This is a genomic window from Roseibium sp. AWQ4_290 (assembly GCF_056160985.1).
In genome coordinates, this window is the sequence record NZ_JBSWYG010000002.1 from 274,600 (window position 1) to 294,913 (window position 20,314).

A 20,314-nucleotide genomic window follows, 5' to 3' on the forward strand; every position below is an offset into this window, starting at 1 on the left:
GGTGCAACGAATACTCTGGCTGCCAGGGAGGGCTTGTGTCTTTCAGTCCGTGCCACAGCCGTTGCATAAAGTCCGAAAACAATCGGTTGTGTTTGCAAAAGGCTTGTTTTTGGGCGCCGCATGCGGTTTGACTGCGCATAAATAAACAAGGCTATGCGCAACCCGAGAGTAAATTCATGCGTCTTTCCCGATACTTTCTGCCTATCTTGAAGGAGACTCCCAAGGAGGCCGAGATCGTCTCTCACAGGCTCATGCTGCGCGCCGGCATGATCCGCCAGCAATCGGCTGGTATCTATTCCTGGCTGCCGCTCGGGCTCAAGGTTTTGCGCAAGATCGAACGCATCGTTGAAGAAGAGCAGGCTCGGGCTGGCGCGATCCAGCTGTTGATGCCGACCATTCAGTCCGCCGAACTGTGGCGCGAAAGCGGGCGCTATGACGCTTATGGCAAGGAAATGCTGCGCATCACGGATCGGTCCGAGCGCGACATGCTGTATGGGCCGACAAATGAGGAAATGATCACGGACATTTTCCGGTCCTATGTGCGCTCCTACAAGGATCTGCCGCTGAACCTTTATCACATCCAGTGGAAATTCCGCGATGAAGTGCGTCCGCGCTTCGGAATCATGCGCGGCCGCGAATTCCTGATGAAGGATGCTTATTCCTTCGATCTGGACAAGGAGCGGGCGATTGAATCGTATAACCGCATGTTCGTGGCCTATTTGCGGACCTATCAGCGCATGGGGCTCACGGCGATCCCCATGCGGGCCGAGACTGGCCCGATTGGCGGTGACCTCAGCCACGAATTCATCGTTCTGGCGGAGACCGGCGAGAGCGAAGTCTATTGCCATTCGGATTATCTGACCAAAGCAACGCCGGGAGCAGATGTTGATTTCCAGAGCGATCTGAGCGGGATCGTCAACGACTGGACCTCCCACTATGCGGCCACGGAAGATGTGGTCGACAAGGCGGCTTTCGAGGCAGCGGTTCCCGAAGACAAGCGCATCGTTGCGCGCGGCATCGAAGTTGGCCAGACTTTCTATTTCGGCACCAAGTATTCCGAGCCGATGGGTGCGAAAGTGGCAACAGCGGAAGGCTCCGAGGTGACCGTGCATATGGGGTCCTACGGGGTTGGAGTGTCTCGCCTTCTTGGGGCCTTGATTGAAGCCAATCATGATGAAAATGGAATCATCTGGCCGAAATCGGTTGCCCCGTTCCATGTCGGGCTGGTCAACCTCAAGCCGGGCGATGCAGTGACCGATGCTGCCTCCGAAGATCTTTATGCCAAGCTGGAAGCGGCCGGTATCGAGGTGCTGTACGACGATACGGATACTCGGGCCGGGGCGAAGTTCGCGACCATGGATCTGATAGGGTTGCCGTTCCAGGTGGTCGCTGGTCCCCGAGGGCTGAAAGATGGTGTTTTGGAAGTCAAGGACCGTTCAACTGGGGAAAAGGAAATGCTCACCCCGGAGGCAACCTTGAACAAACTCACGGCAGCATTGACGGACTGATCAGCTGCGGTGATCCTCGGGGCGGGGATTCGGGTGCCTTTGGGGCATCCGGTTTTGGGCAGTGCTGAAGTGGATTGACAATGACGGCAACAGACACGGTGGACGCAGGCGAGGACCGGGGACCGGCCGCGCCCACACGCCCCTTTTCCGCCTTTGAATGGATGATCGCCAGCCGCTATCTGCGCTCGCGCCGCCGGGAGACCTTTATCTCGGTGATCGCGGGCTTTTCCTTCGCCGGAATCATGCTGGGAGTGGCGACACTCATCATCGTTATGGCGGTGATGAACGGGTTCCGCTCCGAACTCCTTGGCAAGATCCTCGGCATCAATGGCCACATGCTGGTCCAGCCCATCGATCAGCCCCTCAACGACTATGACGCGGTGGCCGGGCGGCTGGAAGCCGTTCCGGACGTGGTTGCGGCGATTCCCTTCATTGAAGGTCAGGCGCTCGTTTCGGGTCCTGCGGGCAATCTCGGTGCCCTGGTGCGCGGTGTTTATGAGAGCGACCTGCGGCGGGTGCCGCTGATTGCCGGCAACATTGAGTCCGGATCGATTGATGATTTCGATGCGGGGCAGGGGGTGGCTATCGGCGCCCGCATGGCCCAGCAGCTCGGGGTGACGGTCGGCGACAACATCACCATCATTTCCCCGCGCGGCAGCGTTACGCCCATGGGCGTCACCCCCCGGGTCAAGGCCTATCCCGTTTCGGCGATCTTCGAGATCGGCATGAGCGAATATGACAGCACCTTCCTGTTCATGCCGCTGGAAGAAGCGCAGGCCTATTTCAACATGGGCGACAAGGCGACCGGGATCGAGGTCTATGTGAGCGACCCGGACAATGTCGGCGTCATGACCCACGCAATCGAAGATGCGGCCAACAGGCCCACTTTCGTAACCGACTGGCGCCAGCGCAATGTCACGTTCTTTTCCGCCCTGGAGGTGGAACGCAATGTGATGTTCATCATCCTGACGCTGATTGTTCTGGTGGCCGCCCTCAATATCATTGCCGGCCTGATCATGCTGGTGAAGGACAAGGGCCGTGACATTGCCATCTTGCGCACCATGGGGGCGACACGGGGGGCGGTCATGCGCATCTTTTTGATCACCGGCGCCAGCATCGGCTGTGTCGGCACCTTGGCTGGGTTCTTTCTGGGGTTGATCGTCTGCCTCAACATTGAGAGCATCCGCCAGTTTGTGTCCTGGCTCACGTCTACGCAGCTTTTCGATCCGACGCTTTATTTCCTGTCGAAACTGCCGGCCGATATCGATAGCGGCGAGACAATCACCGTGCTGGTGATGGCTTTGGTGCTGTCACTGCTTGCAACTCTGTATCCGGCCTGGCGGGCGGCCCGCCTCGATCCGGTCGAAGCGCTCAGATACGAGTGAGGGCGGGAGATGAACATGGCCGTTGACCCACGCCGGGCGCCGGGAATTGCCCCCGCAGCGCTCGAACTTTCCGGAATTACCCGCTGTTTTGATGAGGGGGAGCGCCAGCTCCATATTCTCAGTGGGGCCAATTTAAGGATTGATGCCGGAGAGATGGTTGCACTTGTTGCCCCGTCCGGCACCGGAAAGTCCACCTTGCTGCATATTGCCGGGCTGCTGGAGCGTCCCGACGCTGGCGATGTGTTTCTGGGGCCGGTCAATTGCTCGGAGCTCACCGATGATGAGCGCACGGCTCTGCGGCGCAATGACATCGGCTTTGTCTACCAGTTCCACCATCTGCTGCCGGAGTTCACCGCTCAGGAAAACATCATGATGCCGCAGATGATCCGGGGATTGCCGCGCAAGGTGGCCGCTGAGCGGGCGGACGAGCTTTTAGCCTATATGCGCCTTGGCGAGCGCGGCAGTCATCATCCCTCAGAATTATCGGGTGGCGAGCAGCAACGGGTTGCTGTTGCGCGGGCCGTCGCCAATGCGCCGCGCATCCTGCTTCTGGATGAGCCGACCGGCAATCTTGATCCGAATACGGCAAGTTATGTGTTTGATGCGCTCGCGGCGCTGGTGCGGGCGTCCGGGGTTGCGACCTTGTTCGCCACGCACAATCTGGAACTTGCCGCGCGCATGGACAGGGCGATCACCCTGGAAGACGGACTGGTCAAACCCCTGAAAGCCTGAGGCTGGCATGGCGGGGCTGGGCCCGGACAGGGCTCCTGTCCGGGCGCTGCGTCTTTCAGGATGGAGCCAAAGAGAACAAAGCAAATACGAGATGTTTAAGAAGCGCTTGATCTTGGTTAAAGCAAGGGGAACAAAAAGTGCTTGCAATACGAACAAAAATAGAACATGCTTCTTTTCAACGTAAGAGTTGACCGTTGGAGGATGACATGATCCATATCGCTCGTGATTTTGCAGCCCTTGCTTCTTTGGTTTGTTTTTGCACCACGCTGACCGTTTGGGGCGATGTTCTTCTGGCGGTTGGCTGACGGCTGATTTGAAAAATGGCGCGAGGCTTGGGGCTGATGGCCGCTGCGCGCCGGGCCGGGTCTGACGTGCTGGCATGGGGCGCGCTTTATCCGCGATTGCTCCCCCGGGCCGTTTGATGCAAAGGCTCCCAAGAACAACGGGTACAAGTCGGCAGATGGCTCGACAGGCCGGGCAAGACAGGCTTCACTGGAGTGCTGATTCTTCAACAGGCGGTACCCTCCATGACGGCGATCGACACAGTTTCCCAAGGAGCCTCCAGGGCGCCAAGTGATGTGGTCCCGGCGGGCACTGCGCTTTCGGAAGGCGGCCCGGGCTTTGTCCATCTGCGTGTCCACTCGGCGCTGTCGCTCCTTGAAGGGGCGCTGCCCATCAAGAAACTCCTGGATCTTGCCAAGGAGGATGGTCAGCCTGCGCTCGCCATTGCCGACACCAACAATTTGTTCGGAGCGCAGGAATTTTCCGCCAAGGCCTGGGGGGCTGGCATTCAGCCGGTCACCGGTTGCCAGATGTCGGTTTTCTTTGACGATGGGCTGGAGAGCGGGCGCAGGGGCGAACCGGCGCTGGCCGATGTGGTCCTGATTGCTATGACCGAGGCCGGGTATGGCAACCTGATGGAACTGACATCCCGCGCCTTTCTAGATACGGAAACCGGTCTGAAGCCGCATGTGTCTGCGGACTATCTCCTGTCGAAATCCGAAGATGTGATCCTGTTGACCGGCGGCCATCTCGGGCCGGTGGGGGCGGCCCTGCTGGCAGGGCAGAAGGATCTTGCCCGGGGGCGGCTGAGACGTTTGGCAGACGGGTTTCCCGGCCGCTGTTATGTAGAGCTTCAGCGCCATGGCATGGAGGGCGAGCGGCGCACCGAAGAGGCATTCCTGGCTTTGGCCTATGAACTTGGGCTGCCTCTGGTGGCGACCAATGAAGCGTTTTTTCCAAAACGTGAGGATTACGAGGCCCATGACGCTCTGATCTGCATTTCCGAAGGCCGGGTGCTGATTGAAGATGACCGCCGCCGCCTGACCCCGGAACATTATTTCAAGAGCCGGCAAGAGATGTGTTCGCTCTTTTGTGATCTTCCCGAGGCGCTGGCTTCTTCGGTGGAGATTGCCCGGCGCTGCAGCTTCCGGCCCCTGCGCCGGGCTCCGATCCTGCCCCGTTTTGCCGGGGCGGATGCGGATCCGGAGGAGGCGGAACAGGCGGAGGCTGAAGAACTCAAGCGCCAGGCAAGGGAAGGCCTGCAGGCGCGCCTTGAGGCCCACGGGCTGGCGCCGGGTCTGGAAGAAAAAGACTATTGGGAACGGCTGGACTACGAGACCGGCATCATCGAGCGGATGAAATTCCCGGGATACTTCCTGATTGTTGCCGACTTCATCAAATGGGCTAAGGCGAACGACATCCCGGTCGGGCCGGGCCGTGGCTCCGGGGCAGGCTCTCTGGTGGCTTGGTCTCTAACGATTACCGATCTCGACCCGATGCGCTTTTCCCTCCTGTTCGAGCGCTTCCTCAATCCGGAACGCGTCTCCATGCCGGATTTCGATATCGATTTCTGCCAGACGCGCCGGGAAGAGGTGATCCGGTACGTTCAGGAGAAATATGGCCGCCAGCAAGTGGCCCAGATCATCACTTTCGGATCGCTGCAGGCCAGGGCTGTGCTGCGCGATGTGGGCCGGGTGCTGCAAATGCCCTATGGCCAGGTCGACCGGCTCTGCAAGCTGGTACCGGCGAACCCGGCCAATCCGGTCACGCTGGGTCAGGCGCTGGAAGATGAGCCGCGCCTGCGCGAAGCGGCAAGGGAAGAGGAGATTGTCGAGCGGCTGCTGTCCATGGCGCAGAAGCTGGAAGGCCTCTACCGGCATGCGTCCACCCACGCGGCCGGTGTCGTGATTGGCGACCGGCCGCTGGAACAGCTTGTGCCGCTCTACCGCGACCCGCGCTCCGATATGCCGGTGGCGCAGTTCAACATGAAGATGGTGGAAGATGCGGGTCTGGTGAAGTTTGACTTTCTCGGCCTGAAGACGCTCACTGTCATCGACACGGCGGTCAAGCTGATCGAGCGGCGCGGGATCGGCGTGGATGTGGCAGCCTTGCCCATTGACGATCTCAAAACCTACGAGCTTCTGGCGCGGGGTGAAACCTTCGGCGTGTTCCAGCTGGAAAGTCAGGGCATGCGCCGGGCGATTGCGGGCATGAAACCGGACCGGTTCGAGGACATTATTGCGCTTGTGGCGCTCTACCGTCCGGGCCCGATGGAAAACATTCCCGTCTACAACGCGGTGAAACACGGCGAACAGGATCCCGACTGCCTGCATCCGCTGCTGGAGCCGATCCTGATGGAGACCAACGGCATCATCGTCTACCAGGAGCAGGTGATGCAGATTGCGCAGGTCCTGTCCGGCTATTCCCTTGGTGAAGCAGACCTTCTGCGCCGCGCCATGGGCAAGAAGATTGCCGCAGAGATGGAAGTTCAGCGGGCCCGTTTCGTGGATGGAGCGGTGGAGCGGGGCATCAACAAGAACCAGGCCGGGACGATTTTTGATCTCGTGGCGAAATTTGCCAACTATGGCTTCAACAAGTCCCACGCGGCCGCCTATGCGCTGGTTTCCTATCACACCGCCTGGCTGAAGGCGAACCACCCGGTGGAATTCATGGCCGCGTCCATGACACTCGATCTGGGCAACACGGATAAGCTCGGCGATTTCCGCCAGGAGGCCCGGCGCATGGGCATTGAGATCGTGCCGCCCTCGATCAACCGTGGGCAGGTCTATTTCGATGTGGCGGATGGCAAGATCCTCTACGCCATGGGTGCCATCAAGGGTGTGGGCGAGCAGGCGGTGGAGCATATTGTTGAGGTGCGCGGCAATGAGCCGTTCAAGAGCCTGGGCGATTTCGCCCGCCGTATTTCTCCCGGGGCGCTGAACAAGCGGACTTTGGAAAACCTGGTGGCCGCCGGAGCTTTTGACGAACTTGAGCCCAACCGGGCCCGCGTCTTTGAAGGGCTGGACCGGATCATGGGGCTGGCGCAGCGCACCGAGGAAAACCGCACACTGGGCCAGGACGAACTCTTTGGCGGCAGCGACAGTGAAGAGCCGCTGCAGCTGGACGAGGTCCATGGCTGGACCAATGAGGAGAAGCTGCAGCGCGAGCACGCGGCCATCGGCTTCTATCTCTCCGCCCACCCGATTGATGAATATGCCAGTGTTCTGGAAAAGATGCGGGTGCAGCCCTGGACCCAATTCGCCGAAGCGGTGAAACGCGGGGCCTCCCATGGCCGGCTGGCCGGAACCGTGGTGTCGATGCAGGAGCGCAAAACCAAGACGGGTACGCGCATGGGCATTGCCCGCCTGTCCGATGCGACGGGACAATATGAGGCACTGCTGTTCCGGGAAAAGCTGGAACAGTTCCGGGACTTGCTGCAAACGGGCCGGTCCGTTGTGGTGCTGGTCGGAGCGGATATGCGCGACGAGGAGCCGTCGCTGCGGATTGAGCAGGTTGATCCCATCGACCAGATGGCTGCCCGGCTTCAGAAAAGCATGCGGGTCTTTGTGCGCGATGAGCGCCCGATCGCGAGCCTTGCCAAGCATCTTCAGGTGCGCGGGGAAGGGGATGTGACCGTGATTGTGCTTCTGGAAAACGGGGCGCGTGAGGTTGAGGTCAAGCTTCCCGGCCGGTTCCGCCTGTCGCCGGAGATTGGCGGTGCGCTGAAAGCGGTGCCTGGCGTCACCGATGTGCAAATGGCCTGAAACCAGGAGCGGCGTGTAAGCGCGGCCGAATGGCTGTTCATTCCCGAATTTTTCTGAATTGTTATTGTATCTTGATATTTCCTGTTTTCAGTCTACTGTTCCAGTTTACATGCGATTTTAGAATTAAGGAATGTAAAAAAATATAATAAAATTGTATTTTTAAAATTATCTTGGTCAGATCAAATGTAAAAATTTGACGATTTGTTAATCGTGACCGTGTTTTGTTGTTTGCGGTATTTAAGTCTTCATGGGTTCTCCTGTATTGTTAGCGTGACAAGGAATGTGTGTTGGGGAAAACGCAAATTGTGGACGAAGATTGCTCGAATTTTTGTGCTTCTGGTCTCCCTTGGGGCGGGGTATGAGACCTTCCGGTTCGTGATGGCGTCTGAAGAAACGTCCGCCGCACCTGCGCCGGTTCAGATCGTGCGCGAGCCGCAGGCCGAAGTGCTGGTGGCTTCAAGAGATATTCCCCTGGGCGGCAAGCTCACCGATCAGGATGTCACTTGGGCCGAGTGGCCGGAAAATGGGGTTCCGAACGGCGCGGTGACCAAGAAAGCAGGCGGCGGAGTTGAGTTGGTCAACTTTATGGGCAGCATTGCACGCTCTCCGATCTATTCCGGCGAGCCGATCCGCAGTGAGCGTCTGATCCAGTCGGACAAGGGCTATATGGCCACCATGCTGCCCAAGGGCAAACGGGCAATTGCGGTGCGGGTTGAGCAGGAAACCTCCGCAGGCGGATTCATTCTTCCAGGTGACAAGGTGGATTTGATCCTTTCCCGGGAGGTGGAAGGGGTTGGGGTCGCCAGCGAGACCATTCTTGAGAACATCCGCGTCCTGGCAATCGACAGCACCACGGCCGGAGAGCAGGAGCAGAAGAACCTGTCGCCAAAGCGCACGGCAACCCTCGAGCTGACACTGTTTCAGTCGGAAGTCGTGGTTCAGGCCCAGCAGGTGGGCTCGATTGCCCTGGCTCTGCGCAGCGCCGAAGATTCGGCCGACAATGCGGAAGTTGCCGAGCGGCACCGGTCGCAGGTGTTTGTCCGCGTGCAGCCCGATCACTGGTCCGTCGGCTCCAGCCAGGGCGGCAATGTGCTCGATTGACCCTGGCTGGTCTTATCCATCTCTTTCCAATAGACTTGGAACCGCCTTTGACCGGCGTTCTTGACCTCGTGCTGCGCGTCGTCTGTCAGATTTGACACGTCCGCATGCGGGCAGTGCGGCTGGCGCCAGCCCCTTGCGCGGCAGATCTGGCAGTTTTCCTCCACCACCGGAGCACTTGTGTCCTTGAAAACGGACGACAAAACCGGGTTTTGGGTCTTGAAATAAAATTCTCTGCCCACTATAAGGCGCCCATTCCACACGCAAGGGGCGGAACCTGAGCTTATCGGGGTCCATCCGGTGGCCGACAGGAGTGATCCTCCGGCCCACATCCTCTTGCGGAGGTTAAACCGGAAAAATCAGGAGATTAAGGGCCATGGCATTGCCCGATTTCACCATGCGTCAGCTGCTCGAGGCTGGCGTTCACTTTGGTCACCAGAAACACCGTTGGAACCCGCGCATGGGTCAGTACATCTTTGGTGTACGCAACGATGTTCACATCATGGACCTGTCCCAGACCGTTCCGCTTCTTCATCAGGCGCTCAAAGCTGTGTCTGATACGGTTGCCGGCGGTGGCCGCGTTCTGATCGTCGGCACCAAGCGTCAGGCTCAGGAAGCCGTGGCGTCTTCTGCCCGCAACTCCGCTCAGTATTTCGTCAACGCACGCTGGCTCGGCGGCATGCTGACCAACTGGAAAACCATTTCCCAGTCCATTCAGCGTCTGCGCAAGCTGGAAGAGACCCTGTCTTCGGATGCGGCCAACGCCCTGACGAAAAAAGAGCGTCTCTTCATGGACCGCGAGCGTGAGAAGCTTGAGCGGAACCTGGGCGGTATCAAGGATATGGGCGGTATCCCGGACCTGATCTTCGTGATCGACACCAACCGGGAAGCCATTGCCATTCAGGAAGCACGCCGTCTGGGAATTCCGGTGGCTGCGATCCTCGATTCCAACTCCAATCCGGATGGCATCACCTATCCGGTGCCGGGCAACGACGATGCCGGCCGTGCGCTTTCGCTCTACTGCGACCTGATCGCACGTGCTGCCATTGACGGTATTTCCCGCGCCCAGGGCGCTGCCGGCATGGACATTGGCGAATCGGAAGAGGCTCCGGTGGAAGAAGCCCTGGCTGAGACAACCGAAGAAGCTGCTCCGGTGGCGGAAGACGCTCCGGTTGAAGCCGAAGCGGTTGCTGCCGAAGCCTGAGCTAAGGCTGCCGCGGGTTTACGCGGCAGTTTGTTGTTGAATTCGCAAGACGGGCCGCAGTTTGTTGCGGTCCCGTCATAAAGGCGCGGAAAGCCATCGGCTAAACCGTGTCTCATCTGAAACCCCCATCCACGAGGCAATCGATGAGCATTACCGCTGCGATGGTAAAAGAGCTCCGCGAGAAATCCGGCGCTGGCATGATGGACTGCAAGACCGCACTGAATGAATCAGGCGGCGACATGGAAGCGGCTGTTGACTGGCTGCGGACCAAGGGCCTGGCAAAGGCCGCCAAAAAGGCTGGCCGCGTTGCGGCAGAAGGCCTGGTTGGTGTTGCTTCTGGCGGCACCAAAGCGGCTGTGATCGAGCTGAACTCTGAGACCGACTTCGTTGCCCGCAACGAAGGGTTCCAGGAGCTCGTGGCCAAGGTCGCCAAGGTTGCCGTGGCAACCGACGGGTCCGTTGAAGCTTTGGCTGCGGCTGATCTTGACGGCAAGCCGGTTGCTGATGCAATCACCGAAGCGATTGCGACCATTGGCGAGAACATGACCCTGCGCCGCTCTGCGCTGTTGTCTGTCTCTGCTGGCGTCGTGTCCACCTATGTTCATGGCAAGGTGGCCGACGATCTCGGCAAGATCGGCGTTCTGGTCGCGCTGGAATCCTCCGGCGATGCGGCCAAACTCGATGCTCTTGGCCGTCAGATCGCCATGCATGTTGCGGCCACCAGCCCGCTGGCCTTGAATACGGACGCGCTTGACCCTGCTGTTGTGGAACGCGAAAAGACCGTGTTCTCCGAGCAGGCCCGCGAGTCCGGCAAGCCGGAAAACATCATTGAAAAAATGGTGGAAGGCCGTTTGCGCAAATTCTACGAGGAAGTTACCCTCGTTAAGCAGGCCTTTGTGATCAATCCGGATCAAACGGTTGAACAGGCTGTCGAAGCGCTTTCGAAAGAATTGGGGACTGAAGTCAAACTCTCCGGCTTTGTCCGCTTCGCCTTGGGCGAGGGGATCGAGAAAGAGGAGCAGGACTTTGCCGCAGAGGTGGCGGCAGCCACCGGGCAGTAAGCTCAAGGAAAAGCGCCGGCAAGACCGGCGCTTTTTTTTTAGAAAGACAATTCTAAAACGGGTGAACTCATGTCGAATTCTTTGCGTTGGAAACGGATCCTCCTGAAACTCTCCGGTGAGGCCCTGATGGGGTCACAGGCATTCGGGATCGATCCGGCCATTGTGCAAAGAATTGCCAAGGAAATCGCTGATGCGGTGGCGCTTGGCGCCCAGGTCGGCGTGGTTGTCGGCGGCGGTAACATCTTCCGTGGCGTGGCGGTTGCGGCCAAGGGCGGCAACCGGGTCACTGGCGACCATATGGGCATGCTGGCCACTATCATGAACAGCCTGACCCTGGCTGACGCGCTGCGTCGGCTGAAAGTGAATGCGCGGGTGCTTTCCGCCGTTGCGGTGCCCTCGATCTGCGAGACGTTTTCCCAGCGTGTGGCCGACCGTTACATGGAAGACGGGGACGTCATCATCTTCGCCGGCGGCACAGGCAATCCCTTCTTCACCACCGACAGCGGCGCAGCCTTGCGCGCAGCTGAAATGAAGTGCGATGCCTTCTTGAAGGGCACGCAGGTGGACGGTGTCTATTCGGAAGATCCGAAAGAGAACCCGGACGCGGAGCGCTATGAAACGCTCGGCTATGAAGAGGTTATCACGCGCAACTTGAAGGTCATGGATACGACCGCGATTGCGCTCGCGCGGGACAACTCGATCCCGGTGATCGTCTTTTCCATTCACACCCCTGGAGCCCTGGTAAGTGTCCTGCAGGAAACAGGTACTTATACAGTCGTGGGCGACTGAAACTTTTAAAGACTGATCGTCCGTCAAGCTCTTGTGTTTCAGCGCGTTTGTGCCATGTTGGCGCGCGCTGGGACTCTATTTTGCCAATTACAAAACAAAAGTGAGGTCAAGATGTCGGTTGAAGGTGTCGATTTGGATGATTTGAAGCGCCGGATGCAGGGAGCCCTGTCGGTGCTGAAAACCGATTTCGCCGGACTTCGTACCGGCCGCGCCTCTGCTTCCATGCTTGATCCGATCTCCGTGGATGCCTATGGCCAGGCCATGCCGATCAACCAGGTTGCCACTGTGTCCGTGCCGGAGCCGCGTATGGTGGCGGTGCAGGTGTGGGACAAGGGCATGGTGGCTGCCGTCGAAAAGGCGATCCGCGAATCAAGCCTTGGGCTCAACCCGGTTGTGGATGGACAGCTTCTGCGCTTGCCGATCCCCGAACTCAACCAGGAACGCCGCCAGGAACTGATAAAGGTGGCCCACAAATACGCCGAACAGGCCAAGGTGGCTATCCGCCATGTGCGCCGTGATGGCATGGATGACGCCAAAAAGGCAGAAAAAGACGGCGAAATTTCCCAGGATGACAGCCGTGTCGCCTCCGATGAGGTCCAGAAACTGACCGATCAGATGATCAATGAAGTGGACAGCATGCTGGAGAAGAAAGAACAGGAAATTTCGCAGGTCTAGGGGCCTCGGATCCGAGACGTGGGGAAGCCGATGAGCGTCAGCCCGAATCCGCACTCACCTGCCGGGGATGAAACCTTCTCCAAGCCGCCGCACCACGTTGCTTTCATCATGGACGGCAATGGCCGGTGGGCGACCGCCCGGGGGCTGCCGCGTACCGAAGGGCACCGGCAGGGACTGGAGGCGTTGCGGCGGACCATCCGCCATGCCGGCAAGCTCGGGGTCAAGATCGTTACGATCTATAGTTTTTCCTCGGAGAACTGGAGCCGGCCGGCAACGGAAGTCTCCTTTCTCATGGGGCTTTTGCGGCGGTTCGTGCAACGGGACCTGAGCGAGCTTCATGAGGCCAATGTCCGGATCAGGATCATTGGAGGCCGCGCCGATCTGGAGCCGGGCATCCTAAAACTGCTGGAAGAAGCTGAAGAGCTGACCCGGGACAATACGGGCCTGGATCTGGTGGTGGCCTTCAACTATGGCTCGCGCTCGGAAATCGTGCGGGCCGTTCAGCATCTCGCGCAGCGGGTGCAGGACGCGGAAATGCGGGTGGAAGAGATCAGCGAAGAGATGATCACCCGTTCGCTTGACACGGGTGGTCTGCCGGATCCGGATCTGATTGTTCGCACCAGCGGCGAATTGCGCCTGTCCAACTTTCTTTTGTGGCAGGCAGCCTATTCGGAATTCTATTTTTGCGACCTGAACTGGCCGGATTTTGATGAAACGGCGCTTGAACAGGCGCTCCAGTGCTACAGCAATCGCCAGCGGCGATATGGCGGCCTTGATGCCAAGGCGCTCTGACGTGGCGCCCTTGTGATGGCGGATACCGGACCAATCGAAAAGAAGACGGCGGACTTGAAGCTGCGCCTGATCTCGGCGGCAATTCTCGGACCGCTGGTGCTTGCGGTCACGTATTGGGGCGGCACTGCCTATGCGTTGCTGATCCTGGTGGCCGCGACGCTTTTCTTATGGGAATGGCGCACCATTACCGGGTGCCGGGAGGCGCTTGCCGGCACTCTGATCAGCCTGATCAGCCTGGTTGTGCTTGCGCTTCTCGGCAGTCTCGGCAGGCCGGGGGCAGGACTGGCCGTGCTGCTGCTGGGCGCATTGCTGACCCTGGCTCTCGGGCGGTTTGGCAGGGTTGGGCGCTGGGGCGCTGAAGGCTTGCTCTATAGCGGCTTTGCCCTGTTTGGCCTTCTGGCGGCGCGCAATGGCAGCAATGGCCTGATCTTCACTTTCTTTCTGCTGTTCGTGGTGTGGGCAACGGATATCTTTGCCTATTTTACCGGACGGGCCCTGGGCGGGCCGAAGCTGTGGCAGAGCGTATCACCCAAGAAAACCTGGTCCGGGGCCCTGGGCGGCCTTCTGTGCGCGGTGTTGTTCGGCACGGGGCTGGTGATGCTGCTTGGCGGAACGGCGCTTCTCGCCTGGGCAGGGCTCGCGGTTGTCCTGTCCGTCGTCTCCCAGGCGGGGGACTTGCTGGAATCGGCTATCAAGCGCCGCTTTGATGTCAAGGATTCCAGCCGCTTGATTCCCGGGCATGGCGGCATCATGGACAGGATCGACGGGCTGGTGGCCGCTGCGATCTTTGCCGTTTTCCTGGGGCTGGCCGCCGGAGGGTCCCTGGCGGACCCGATTGCGGGCCTGGGGCTGAGGTGATTTGGAGACATGGGTATGCCGGCTGAGGCGAGGGGAGCGGGCAGCGACGCCCCGGTGAAAATCACGGTGCTTGGGGCAACCGGTTCCATCGGCCAAAGCCTTGCGGATCTGATCGAGCGCAATCCTGGCCGCTTCGATGTGGTGGCGGTGGTTGCCAATCAGAATGCGGCTTCTCTTGCCAAGACCGCCCTGCGGCTCAAAGCCGATTCGGCCGTGCTCGCATGTGCCGAGAACCATGGTGAGCTTGCCGGACATCTCTCCGGCTCTGGGATTATGGTGTCTTCCGGCTCCGCTGCGGTTCTGGAGGCGGTCGACCGGGAGACGGATCTGGTGGTGGGCGCCATTGTCGGGTCTGCGGGACTGGAGCCGACCTTCCGGGCTATCCGCAAAGGGCGGCGTCTTGCGCTTGCAAACAAGGAATGCCTGGTCTGTGCCGGTGATCTGTTCATGTCCCGGATCCGGGAAACCGGCGCTGAGATGCTGCCTGTGGACAGTGAGCATAATGCGATTTTCCAGGTCCTTGAAACGGACAAGGCCGATCTTGTCGAAAAGGTCATCCTTACTGCGTCGGGCGGACCGTTCCGCACCTTCTCGCTGGAACAGATGGCCGGGGTAACGCCGCGCCAGGCCCTGAAACACCCCAATTGGGAGATGGGGGCCCGCATCACCATCGACAGCGCCTCAATGATGAATAAGGGCCTTGAGGTGATCGAGGCGGCGCATCTGTTTCCCGTGGCCCATGATCAGCTGGAGGTGTTGGTGCATCCGCAATCTGCGGTGCATGGGCTGGTTCAATATAAGGACGGTTCGCTTCTGGCTCAGCTTGGCAGCCCGGACATGCGCACACCGATCGCCCATTGCCTCGCCTTTCCAAGGCGCATGGAGGTTCCGGTGACGCGGCTCAACCTTGCGGAGCTCGGTTCCCTGACCTTTGAGGCCCCGGACCCGGTGCGCTTTCCCGCACTCCGGCTGGCGCTTGAGGCCTTGCAAGCGGGCGGTGGAGCTCCGGCCGCGCTGAATGCGGCCGACGAGGTCGCTATCGATGCGTTTTTGGCGCAGAAAATCGGCTTTCTCGATATTCCAAGGGCAATCGAAACGGTTTTGGAACAATTATCCGCCTCAGGAGTGCTCGGTCCGTCAAAAAGTGTTGACGACGTGCTCGCTCTGGATGTTGAAGCCCGCCAAAAGACAGTAGAATGGATCCAGTCGCAGTCTTGATGACAGGGATGCCGCTGTAAAAATTGCACCCATCATTAACGCGCCGTAATTCTCCTGTTAATAGAGTGCTGAGATAGTGCTCAAAAATGTGTCAGGTCGGATCCGTTCATGGAATTTCTTGGTTTTGCTTATTCCCTCGTTGTCGGAACAATTGTCCCGTTCCTGTTTGTTCTGACAATCGTCGTTTTTTTCCATGAGCTTGGTCATTTTGCCGTTGCACGCTGGTGCAGCGTGAAAGTGGATGCGTTTGCCGTCGGATTCGGCAAGGAGATCTTCGGCTGGAACGACAGGAAGGGCACCCGCTGGAAGCTCTGCATGATTCCCTTGGGTGGCTATGTGAAGTTTGCCGGGGATGAAAATGCGGCCAGCGTGCCGAACCGCGAGCTGATCGAAAAGATGAGCCCGGAAGAGCGCAAAACCGCTTTCATTGCCAAACCTGTCTGGCAGCGTGCGGCAATTGTGGCTGCGGGCCCAATCGCCAACTTCCTTCTCGCCATCGTGATTTTCGCGACGCTTTTCGTCTCGGCTGGCAAGCAGGGGCTTGTTCCGGTTGTGGACGAGGTGTTCCCGGGCGGAGCTGCCGAACGGGGCGGGATTGTGGCCGGGGATATTGTGAAGGAAATCGACGGCCGTGCCATCCACACGTTTGGTGACCTGCGCCAGGTGGTTCTGATGAGCGCCAATGTCCCGCTTGTGTTTGAAGTCGAGCGGGATGGCAAGCTGGTCACGTTAACCGTGACCCCGGATGCCAAGGAAAAAGAAGTTTTCCTCGGCGAGCGGCAGATGGCAGGGGATATCGGCCTGCGCGGGCGGGCTGATCCCGACAATATCGTACGCATCAAATACGGGCCGCTTGAGGCTGTTGCAGAGGGCACTCGGGAAACCTACCGGATCATGGAAGGCACGGTCAGCTATATCTGGGGGGTGATTACCCTCCGGCAATCGGCGGACCAGCTTGGCGGTCCGATCCGGGTCGCGGAAATTTCCGGCAAGGTGGCCGAGCAGGGCCTGATTCCCCTGATTTCACTCGCGGCCGTGCTGTCTGTCAGTATCGGCCTTATCAATCTCGCTCCAGTTCCGGTTCTGGATGGCGGGCATCTGGTGTATTTCGCGGCGGAGGCCCTGCGCGGCAAACCGCTTAGCGAGCGCGTTCAGGATGTCGGATTCCGCATCGGATTGGGCTTGGTACTTATGCTGATGGTCTTTGTTACCTGGAAGGATATCCTGCGACATGTGTCGAGTGATTCCTGATGGCCGTGACATTGACGCAACGTCCTCAGGCTAAATCGATTTCGGCCGCCAAGGGCAGTTGCGTTATCAGCAAAAACCTATACAACGTTCGTCGGTTCTGAGAATCTGCCGGGGTGATCGTGGGTTCTCAGATTGCGTATTTAAAAAAAAGGCATAGCGCGAATATGCAGCGATTGCAGAAACTTACACGGGCCGTGTTGTTGGCGGTGGCCGTGCTTTCGATCGGGTCGGTTTTGCCTGCGTCTCATGGGGAATGGTCCTTTGCAAGGTCCGCTGAGGCTGCAGTAGCCAGGTCCATTCAGGTGCAGGGAAATACCCGCATCGAGGATGAAACCGTCATCAGCTACATGACCATCGTTCCGGGGCGGTCCTACTCCGCCTTCGATGTCGATGAATCGCTCAAAGCGCTCTATGCAACAGGCCTGTTTTCCACTGTTGACATCACCCCGCGCGGCAGCACGATCATCGTGACAGTATCGGAAAATCCGATCATCAATCGCGTGTCTTTTGAAGGCAACAAGAAGATCAAGGATGACGCGCTTGGAACTGCTGTCCGGTCCCAGCCGCGTTCGACTTTGTCCCGTGCAAAGGTTCAGGCTGACGTTCAGAATATTCTGGAAGCCTATCGCCGCTCCGGCCGCTTCGGCGCATCCGTTGAGCCTCAGATCATTGACCGTGGCCAGAACCGGGTTGATCTCGTTTTTGAAATCAATGAAGGCGCCAAGACTGGTGTGGAGCGCATCAGCTTCATCGGCAATAAGGCCTTCAGTGACGGCCGCCTGCGGGACGTGATCCGGACCCGTGAAAGCGGCCTGCTCAGCTTCCTGCGCAGCACGGATACCTATGACCCGGACCGCCTGTCCGCGGACGAGGAACTGCTGCGCCAGTATTACAACAAGAAGGGCTATGCGGATTTCCGGATCGTCTCCGTGAGCGCTGATCTGGACCGCGAGCAGAACATCTTTTATGTCACCTTCACGGTTGATGAAGGTGAAAAATACGAAATTGGCGATGTGGAAGTGGTCTCAACCATTCCCGAAGTTGATCCGGAGGACCTGCGCAAACTCCTCCGCACGCGCAGCGGCCAGACCTTCAATTCCCTGCGGATTGAGCAGACCGTTGAAGACATGACTCTGCGTGTCTCCGAAGAAGGCTACGCCTTTGCCCGGGTCCGCCCGCGCGGCGCGCGCAACTATGACGACAATACGATTTCCCTGATCTACTATGTCGAAGAAGGCCCGCGTGCCTATATCGAGCGGATCAATGTGATCGGCAACGACCGAACCCGGGAATATGTCATCCGCCGTGAATTCGATATCGTTGAAGGCGATGCGTTCAACCGGGCGCTGATCGACAAGGCCGAGCGTCGGTTGAACAATCTTGGTTTCTTCGAGAAAGTTTCGATCACGACCCAGCAGGGCAGCTCGCAGGACCGCGTGATTGTTAATGTGCGGGTCGAAGAAAAGCCGACTGGCGAAATCTCCTTCGGTGTCGGCTACTCGACCGTGGATGGGGTGATCGGCGATGTCTCGGTCACAGAGAAGAACTTCCTTGGCCGCGGCCAGTTCGTGAAGCTTTCTGTCGGCGGTGGAACGGATACCCAGTCCTACGAGTTCCGCTTTGTAGAGCCGTTCTTCATGGGCCGCCGGGTTGCCTTTGATGTCGATCTGTACCGGAAGGTGGATGATGCCAACGACTACCGGTCCTTCGATCAGGAAAAGACGGGTGGCGGCTTCGGCTTCACTTTGCCGCTCCGGGAAGAAGAGATCACGCTCCGGCTGTTCTACAACATCTTCCAGGAGAAGAACTCCGATCCGGACAGCGAGTCCACGGACATCAATAACTGTAACACCTCGGATCTGTCCCTCGCGGTGTGTGACTCCCTCGGTACCTATCTGACCTCTTTGGTTGGCTATGACCTGCGCTACAACACGCTGGACCGCAACGTGGATCCGACCGATGGCATCTTTGCCTCTTTCGGTCAGCAATTCGCGGGTCTCGGTGGCGACAGCTACTATGTCAAAACCGAAGTTCAGGCCCGTGCCTACAAGGAGCTTCTGGCTGACTATGGTGTTGTCGGAAGCCTGCGGGTGCGCGGCGGAAACATCATGGCCCTTGGCGACGAACGCCTGCGGGTATCCGAGCAGTTCATGCTGGGCGGCAATCTGGTCCGCGGTTTCGAAAACCAGGGGATTGGTCCGCGGGACGCTTCGACCGAGGATGCTATCGGTGGCCGCTTCTACTTCGCCGCCACTGCAGAAGGCACGTTCCCGTTCCCGGTCATTCCGAAGGAATTCGGCCTGAGCGGCGCCGTCTTTGCCGATGCCGGGTCCCTGTGGGATGCGGACAGCGATTTGGTCAATCTGGTTGAAAGCAATGGTGGCAAGATCGACTCCGATGATCTGTCGATCAGAGCCTCTGTTGGCGCCGGGATCCGGTGGAACTCGCCCTTTGGCCCGCTGCGCGCCGACTTCGCGTACCCGGTCGTCAAGGAAGACTCAGACAAGACGCAGATCTTCCGCTTGAGCGGGGGGACCCGCTTCTAAAGCGCGGTCTGATAGGTTAGAAAACGGCCGCCGGATCCTTTCGGCGGCCTTTTTGTTGTCTTGTAATCAGGATTCGATATGTCCGAGCCCACGTTCTTCCAACGTCCTGCCCCTGTCTCCCTTCAGACGCTCGCAGAGTGGGCTGAAGCGGAAATCTACCGGGGGGAGGCGTCGCTTGAATTGTCAAAGGTGGCGCCTTTGGAAGATGCCGGACCAGGCGCGCTGGTCTTTTTTGACAACACGGCCTATCTCAAACAGCTGGAAACCACCGAGGCGGCGGCCTGTCTGGTCAATACTCGCCACAAGGACAAGGTGCCCGAAGGGGTTGCGGTGCTGGTCTGTGCAGATGCCTACCGGTCCTGGGCAAAGATCCTTGCAAAGCTTTATCCGGAGGCGATGGTGCCCCGGGATGTGGCGGGCGCTGACATCTCAGAGCGGGCCCATGTCGACCCGGCAGCGCGTCTGGAAGACGGCGTGAGGGTTGAGCCGGGTGCGGTGATCGGCGCGAAGGCCGAGATCGGGGCCGGCACGGTGATCCGGGCCAATGCGGTCATCGGGCGCGGTGTCCGGATCGGCCGGGATTGTGTGATTGGTGCAAATTGCACCGTGCAGCATAGTGTTTTGGGCAATCGGGTTTTCCTGCATCCGGGTGTGTGCTGCGGACAGGACGGGTTCGGCTATGCCATGGGACCTCAAGGGCATTTGAAAGTTCCGCAAATTGGCCGTGTCGTGATTCAGGATGACGTGGAAATCGGCGCCAACACAACCATTGACCGGGGGGCGAACCGGGATACGGTGATCGGTGAGGGCACCAAAATCGACAACCAGGTGCAGATTGGCCATAACGTGGTGGTTGGGCGCCACTGTGTTCTGGTCTCTCAGGTTGGGCTTTCAGGCAGTTGTACGCTGGAAGATTTTGTTGCCATCGGCGGACAGAGCGGCGTGCGGGGACATGTCACCATTGGCATGGGCGCGCAGGTTGCAGCAGTCAGCGTGGTCAATGACGATCTGGCACCTGGGGGGCGGTATGGGGGCACACCGGCAAAGCCCGTGAAACAATGGTTCCGGGAAGTGGCTGCGTTAAGAAAACTTGCAGAACGCGGCAGCGGCTCGTAAAGGGAACCCATCGCTAAAAACACAACGGAGTTAAT

The 20,314-nt window shown here is 59.0% G+C and carries 15 protein-coding genes; all 15 read left to right on the top strand.

What is annotated here, in order from left to right; all coding sequences use genetic code 11:
• The first annotated feature begins 176 nt into the window (after positions 1-176).
• The 15 genes from proS to lpxD all read left to right on the top strand — a co-directional run bounded on the left by proS (position 177) and on the right by lpxD (position 20,279).
• Positions 177-1,508 (top strand): proline--tRNA ligase, encoded by a 1,332-nt coding sequence (gene proS, locus ACXAH0_RS03500; protein ID WP_475182211.1) that lies wholly within the window; start codon positions 177-179, stop codon positions 1,506-1,508.
• Between the two features lie 80 nt (positions 1,509-1,588).
• Positions 1,589-2,893: a lipoprotein-releasing ABC transporter permease subunit gene (locus ACXAH0_RS03505; protein WP_475182216.1), complete on the top strand. Its 1,305-nt coding sequence runs from the start codon at positions 1,589-1,591 to the stop codon at positions 2,891-2,893.
• A gap of 9 nt (positions 2,894-2,902) precedes the next feature.
• Positions 2,903-3,625 carry an ABC transporter ATP-binding protein gene (locus tag ACXAH0_RS03510; protein ID WP_475182221.1) on the top strand — a complete coding sequence of 241 codons (723 nt, stop codon included), beginning with the start codon at positions 2,903-2,905 and terminating at the stop codon, positions 3,623-3,625.
• A 527-nt stretch (positions 3,626-4,152) separates the two neighbouring features.
• A complete protein-coding gene (gene dnaE / locus ACXAH0_RS03515) occupies positions 4,153-7,671 on the top strand; it encodes a DNA polymerase III subunit alpha (protein WP_475189129.1) in 3,519 nt (1,172 codons plus the stop codon).
• Positions 7,672-7,974: 303 nt separating this feature from the next.
• Entirely contained in the window at positions 7,975-8,772 is a 798-nt protein-coding gene (gene cpaB / locus ACXAH0_RS03520; RefSeq protein ID WP_475182228.1) for a Flp pilus assembly protein CpaB, read from the top strand.
• A gap of 373 nt (positions 8,773-9,145) precedes the next feature.
• Positions 9,146-9,973: a 30S ribosomal protein S2 gene (rpsB, locus tag ACXAH0_RS03525; protein WP_475182231.1), complete on the top strand. Its 828-nt coding sequence runs from the start codon at positions 9,146-9,148 to the stop codon at positions 9,971-9,973.
• Positions 9,974-10,116: 143 nt separating this feature from the next.
• Positions 10,117-11,034 carry a translation elongation factor Ts gene (gene tsf, locus ACXAH0_RS03530; RefSeq protein WP_475182235.1) on the top strand — a complete coding sequence of 306 codons (918 nt, stop codon included), beginning with the start codon at positions 10,117-10,119 and terminating at the stop codon, positions 11,032-11,034.
• 69 nt (positions 11,035-11,103) lie between these two features.
• Positions 11,104-11,823, top strand: a complete 720-nt coding sequence (gene pyrH, locus ACXAH0_RS03535) for a UMP kinase (RefSeq protein ID WP_475182240.1) — start codon at positions 11,104-11,106, stop codon at positions 11,821-11,823.
• Between the two features lie 111 nt (positions 11,824-11,934).
• Positions 11,935-12,498 carry a ribosome recycling factor gene (gene frr, locus ACXAH0_RS03540; RefSeq protein WP_475182245.1) on the top strand — a complete coding sequence of 188 codons (564 nt, stop codon included), beginning with the start codon at positions 11,935-11,937 and terminating at the stop codon, positions 12,496-12,498.
• Positions 12,499-12,528: 30 nt separating this feature from the next.
• The gene (locus ACXAH0_RS03545; protein WP_475189131.1) at positions 12,529-13,290 is read left to right on the top strand and encodes an isoprenyl transferase; all 762 of its coding nucleotides are present in this window, start codon (positions 12,529-12,531) and stop codon (positions 13,288-13,290) included.
• A 15-nt stretch (positions 13,291-13,305) separates the two neighbouring features.
• Positions 13,306-14,148, top strand: coding sequence for a phosphatidate cytidylyltransferase (locus tag ACXAH0_RS03550; protein ID WP_475189134.1), 843 nt, complete (start codon positions 13,306-13,308; stop codon positions 14,146-14,148).
• A gap of 9 nt (positions 14,149-14,157) precedes the next feature.
• On the top strand, positions 14,158-15,366 hold the full coding sequence (gene dxr, locus ACXAH0_RS03555) for a 1-deoxy-D-xylulose-5-phosphate reductoisomerase (RefSeq protein WP_475189136.1): 1,209 nt from the start codon (positions 14,158-14,160) through the stop codon (positions 15,364-15,366).
• Between the two features lie 108 nt (positions 15,367-15,474).
• The gene (gene rseP, locus ACXAH0_RS03560) at positions 15,475-16,617 is read left to right on the top strand and encodes an RIP metalloprotease RseP (RefSeq protein WP_475189139.1); all 1,143 of its coding nucleotides are present in this window, start codon (positions 15,475-15,477) and stop codon (positions 16,615-16,617) included.
• A 302-nt stretch (positions 16,618-16,919) separates the two neighbouring features.
• On the top strand, positions 16,920-19,163 hold the full coding sequence (bamA, locus tag ACXAH0_RS03565; protein ID WP_475189141.1) for an outer membrane protein assembly factor BamA: 2,244 nt from the start codon (positions 16,920-16,922) through the stop codon (positions 19,161-19,163).
• A gap of 78 nt (positions 19,164-19,241) precedes the next feature.
• Entirely contained in the window at positions 19,242-20,279 is a 1,038-nt protein-coding gene (gene lpxD / locus ACXAH0_RS03570) for a UDP-3-O-(3-hydroxymyristoyl)glucosamine N-acyltransferase (RefSeq protein WP_475189142.1), read from the top strand.
• The last annotated feature ends 35 nt before the right edge of the window (positions 20,280-20,314 follow it).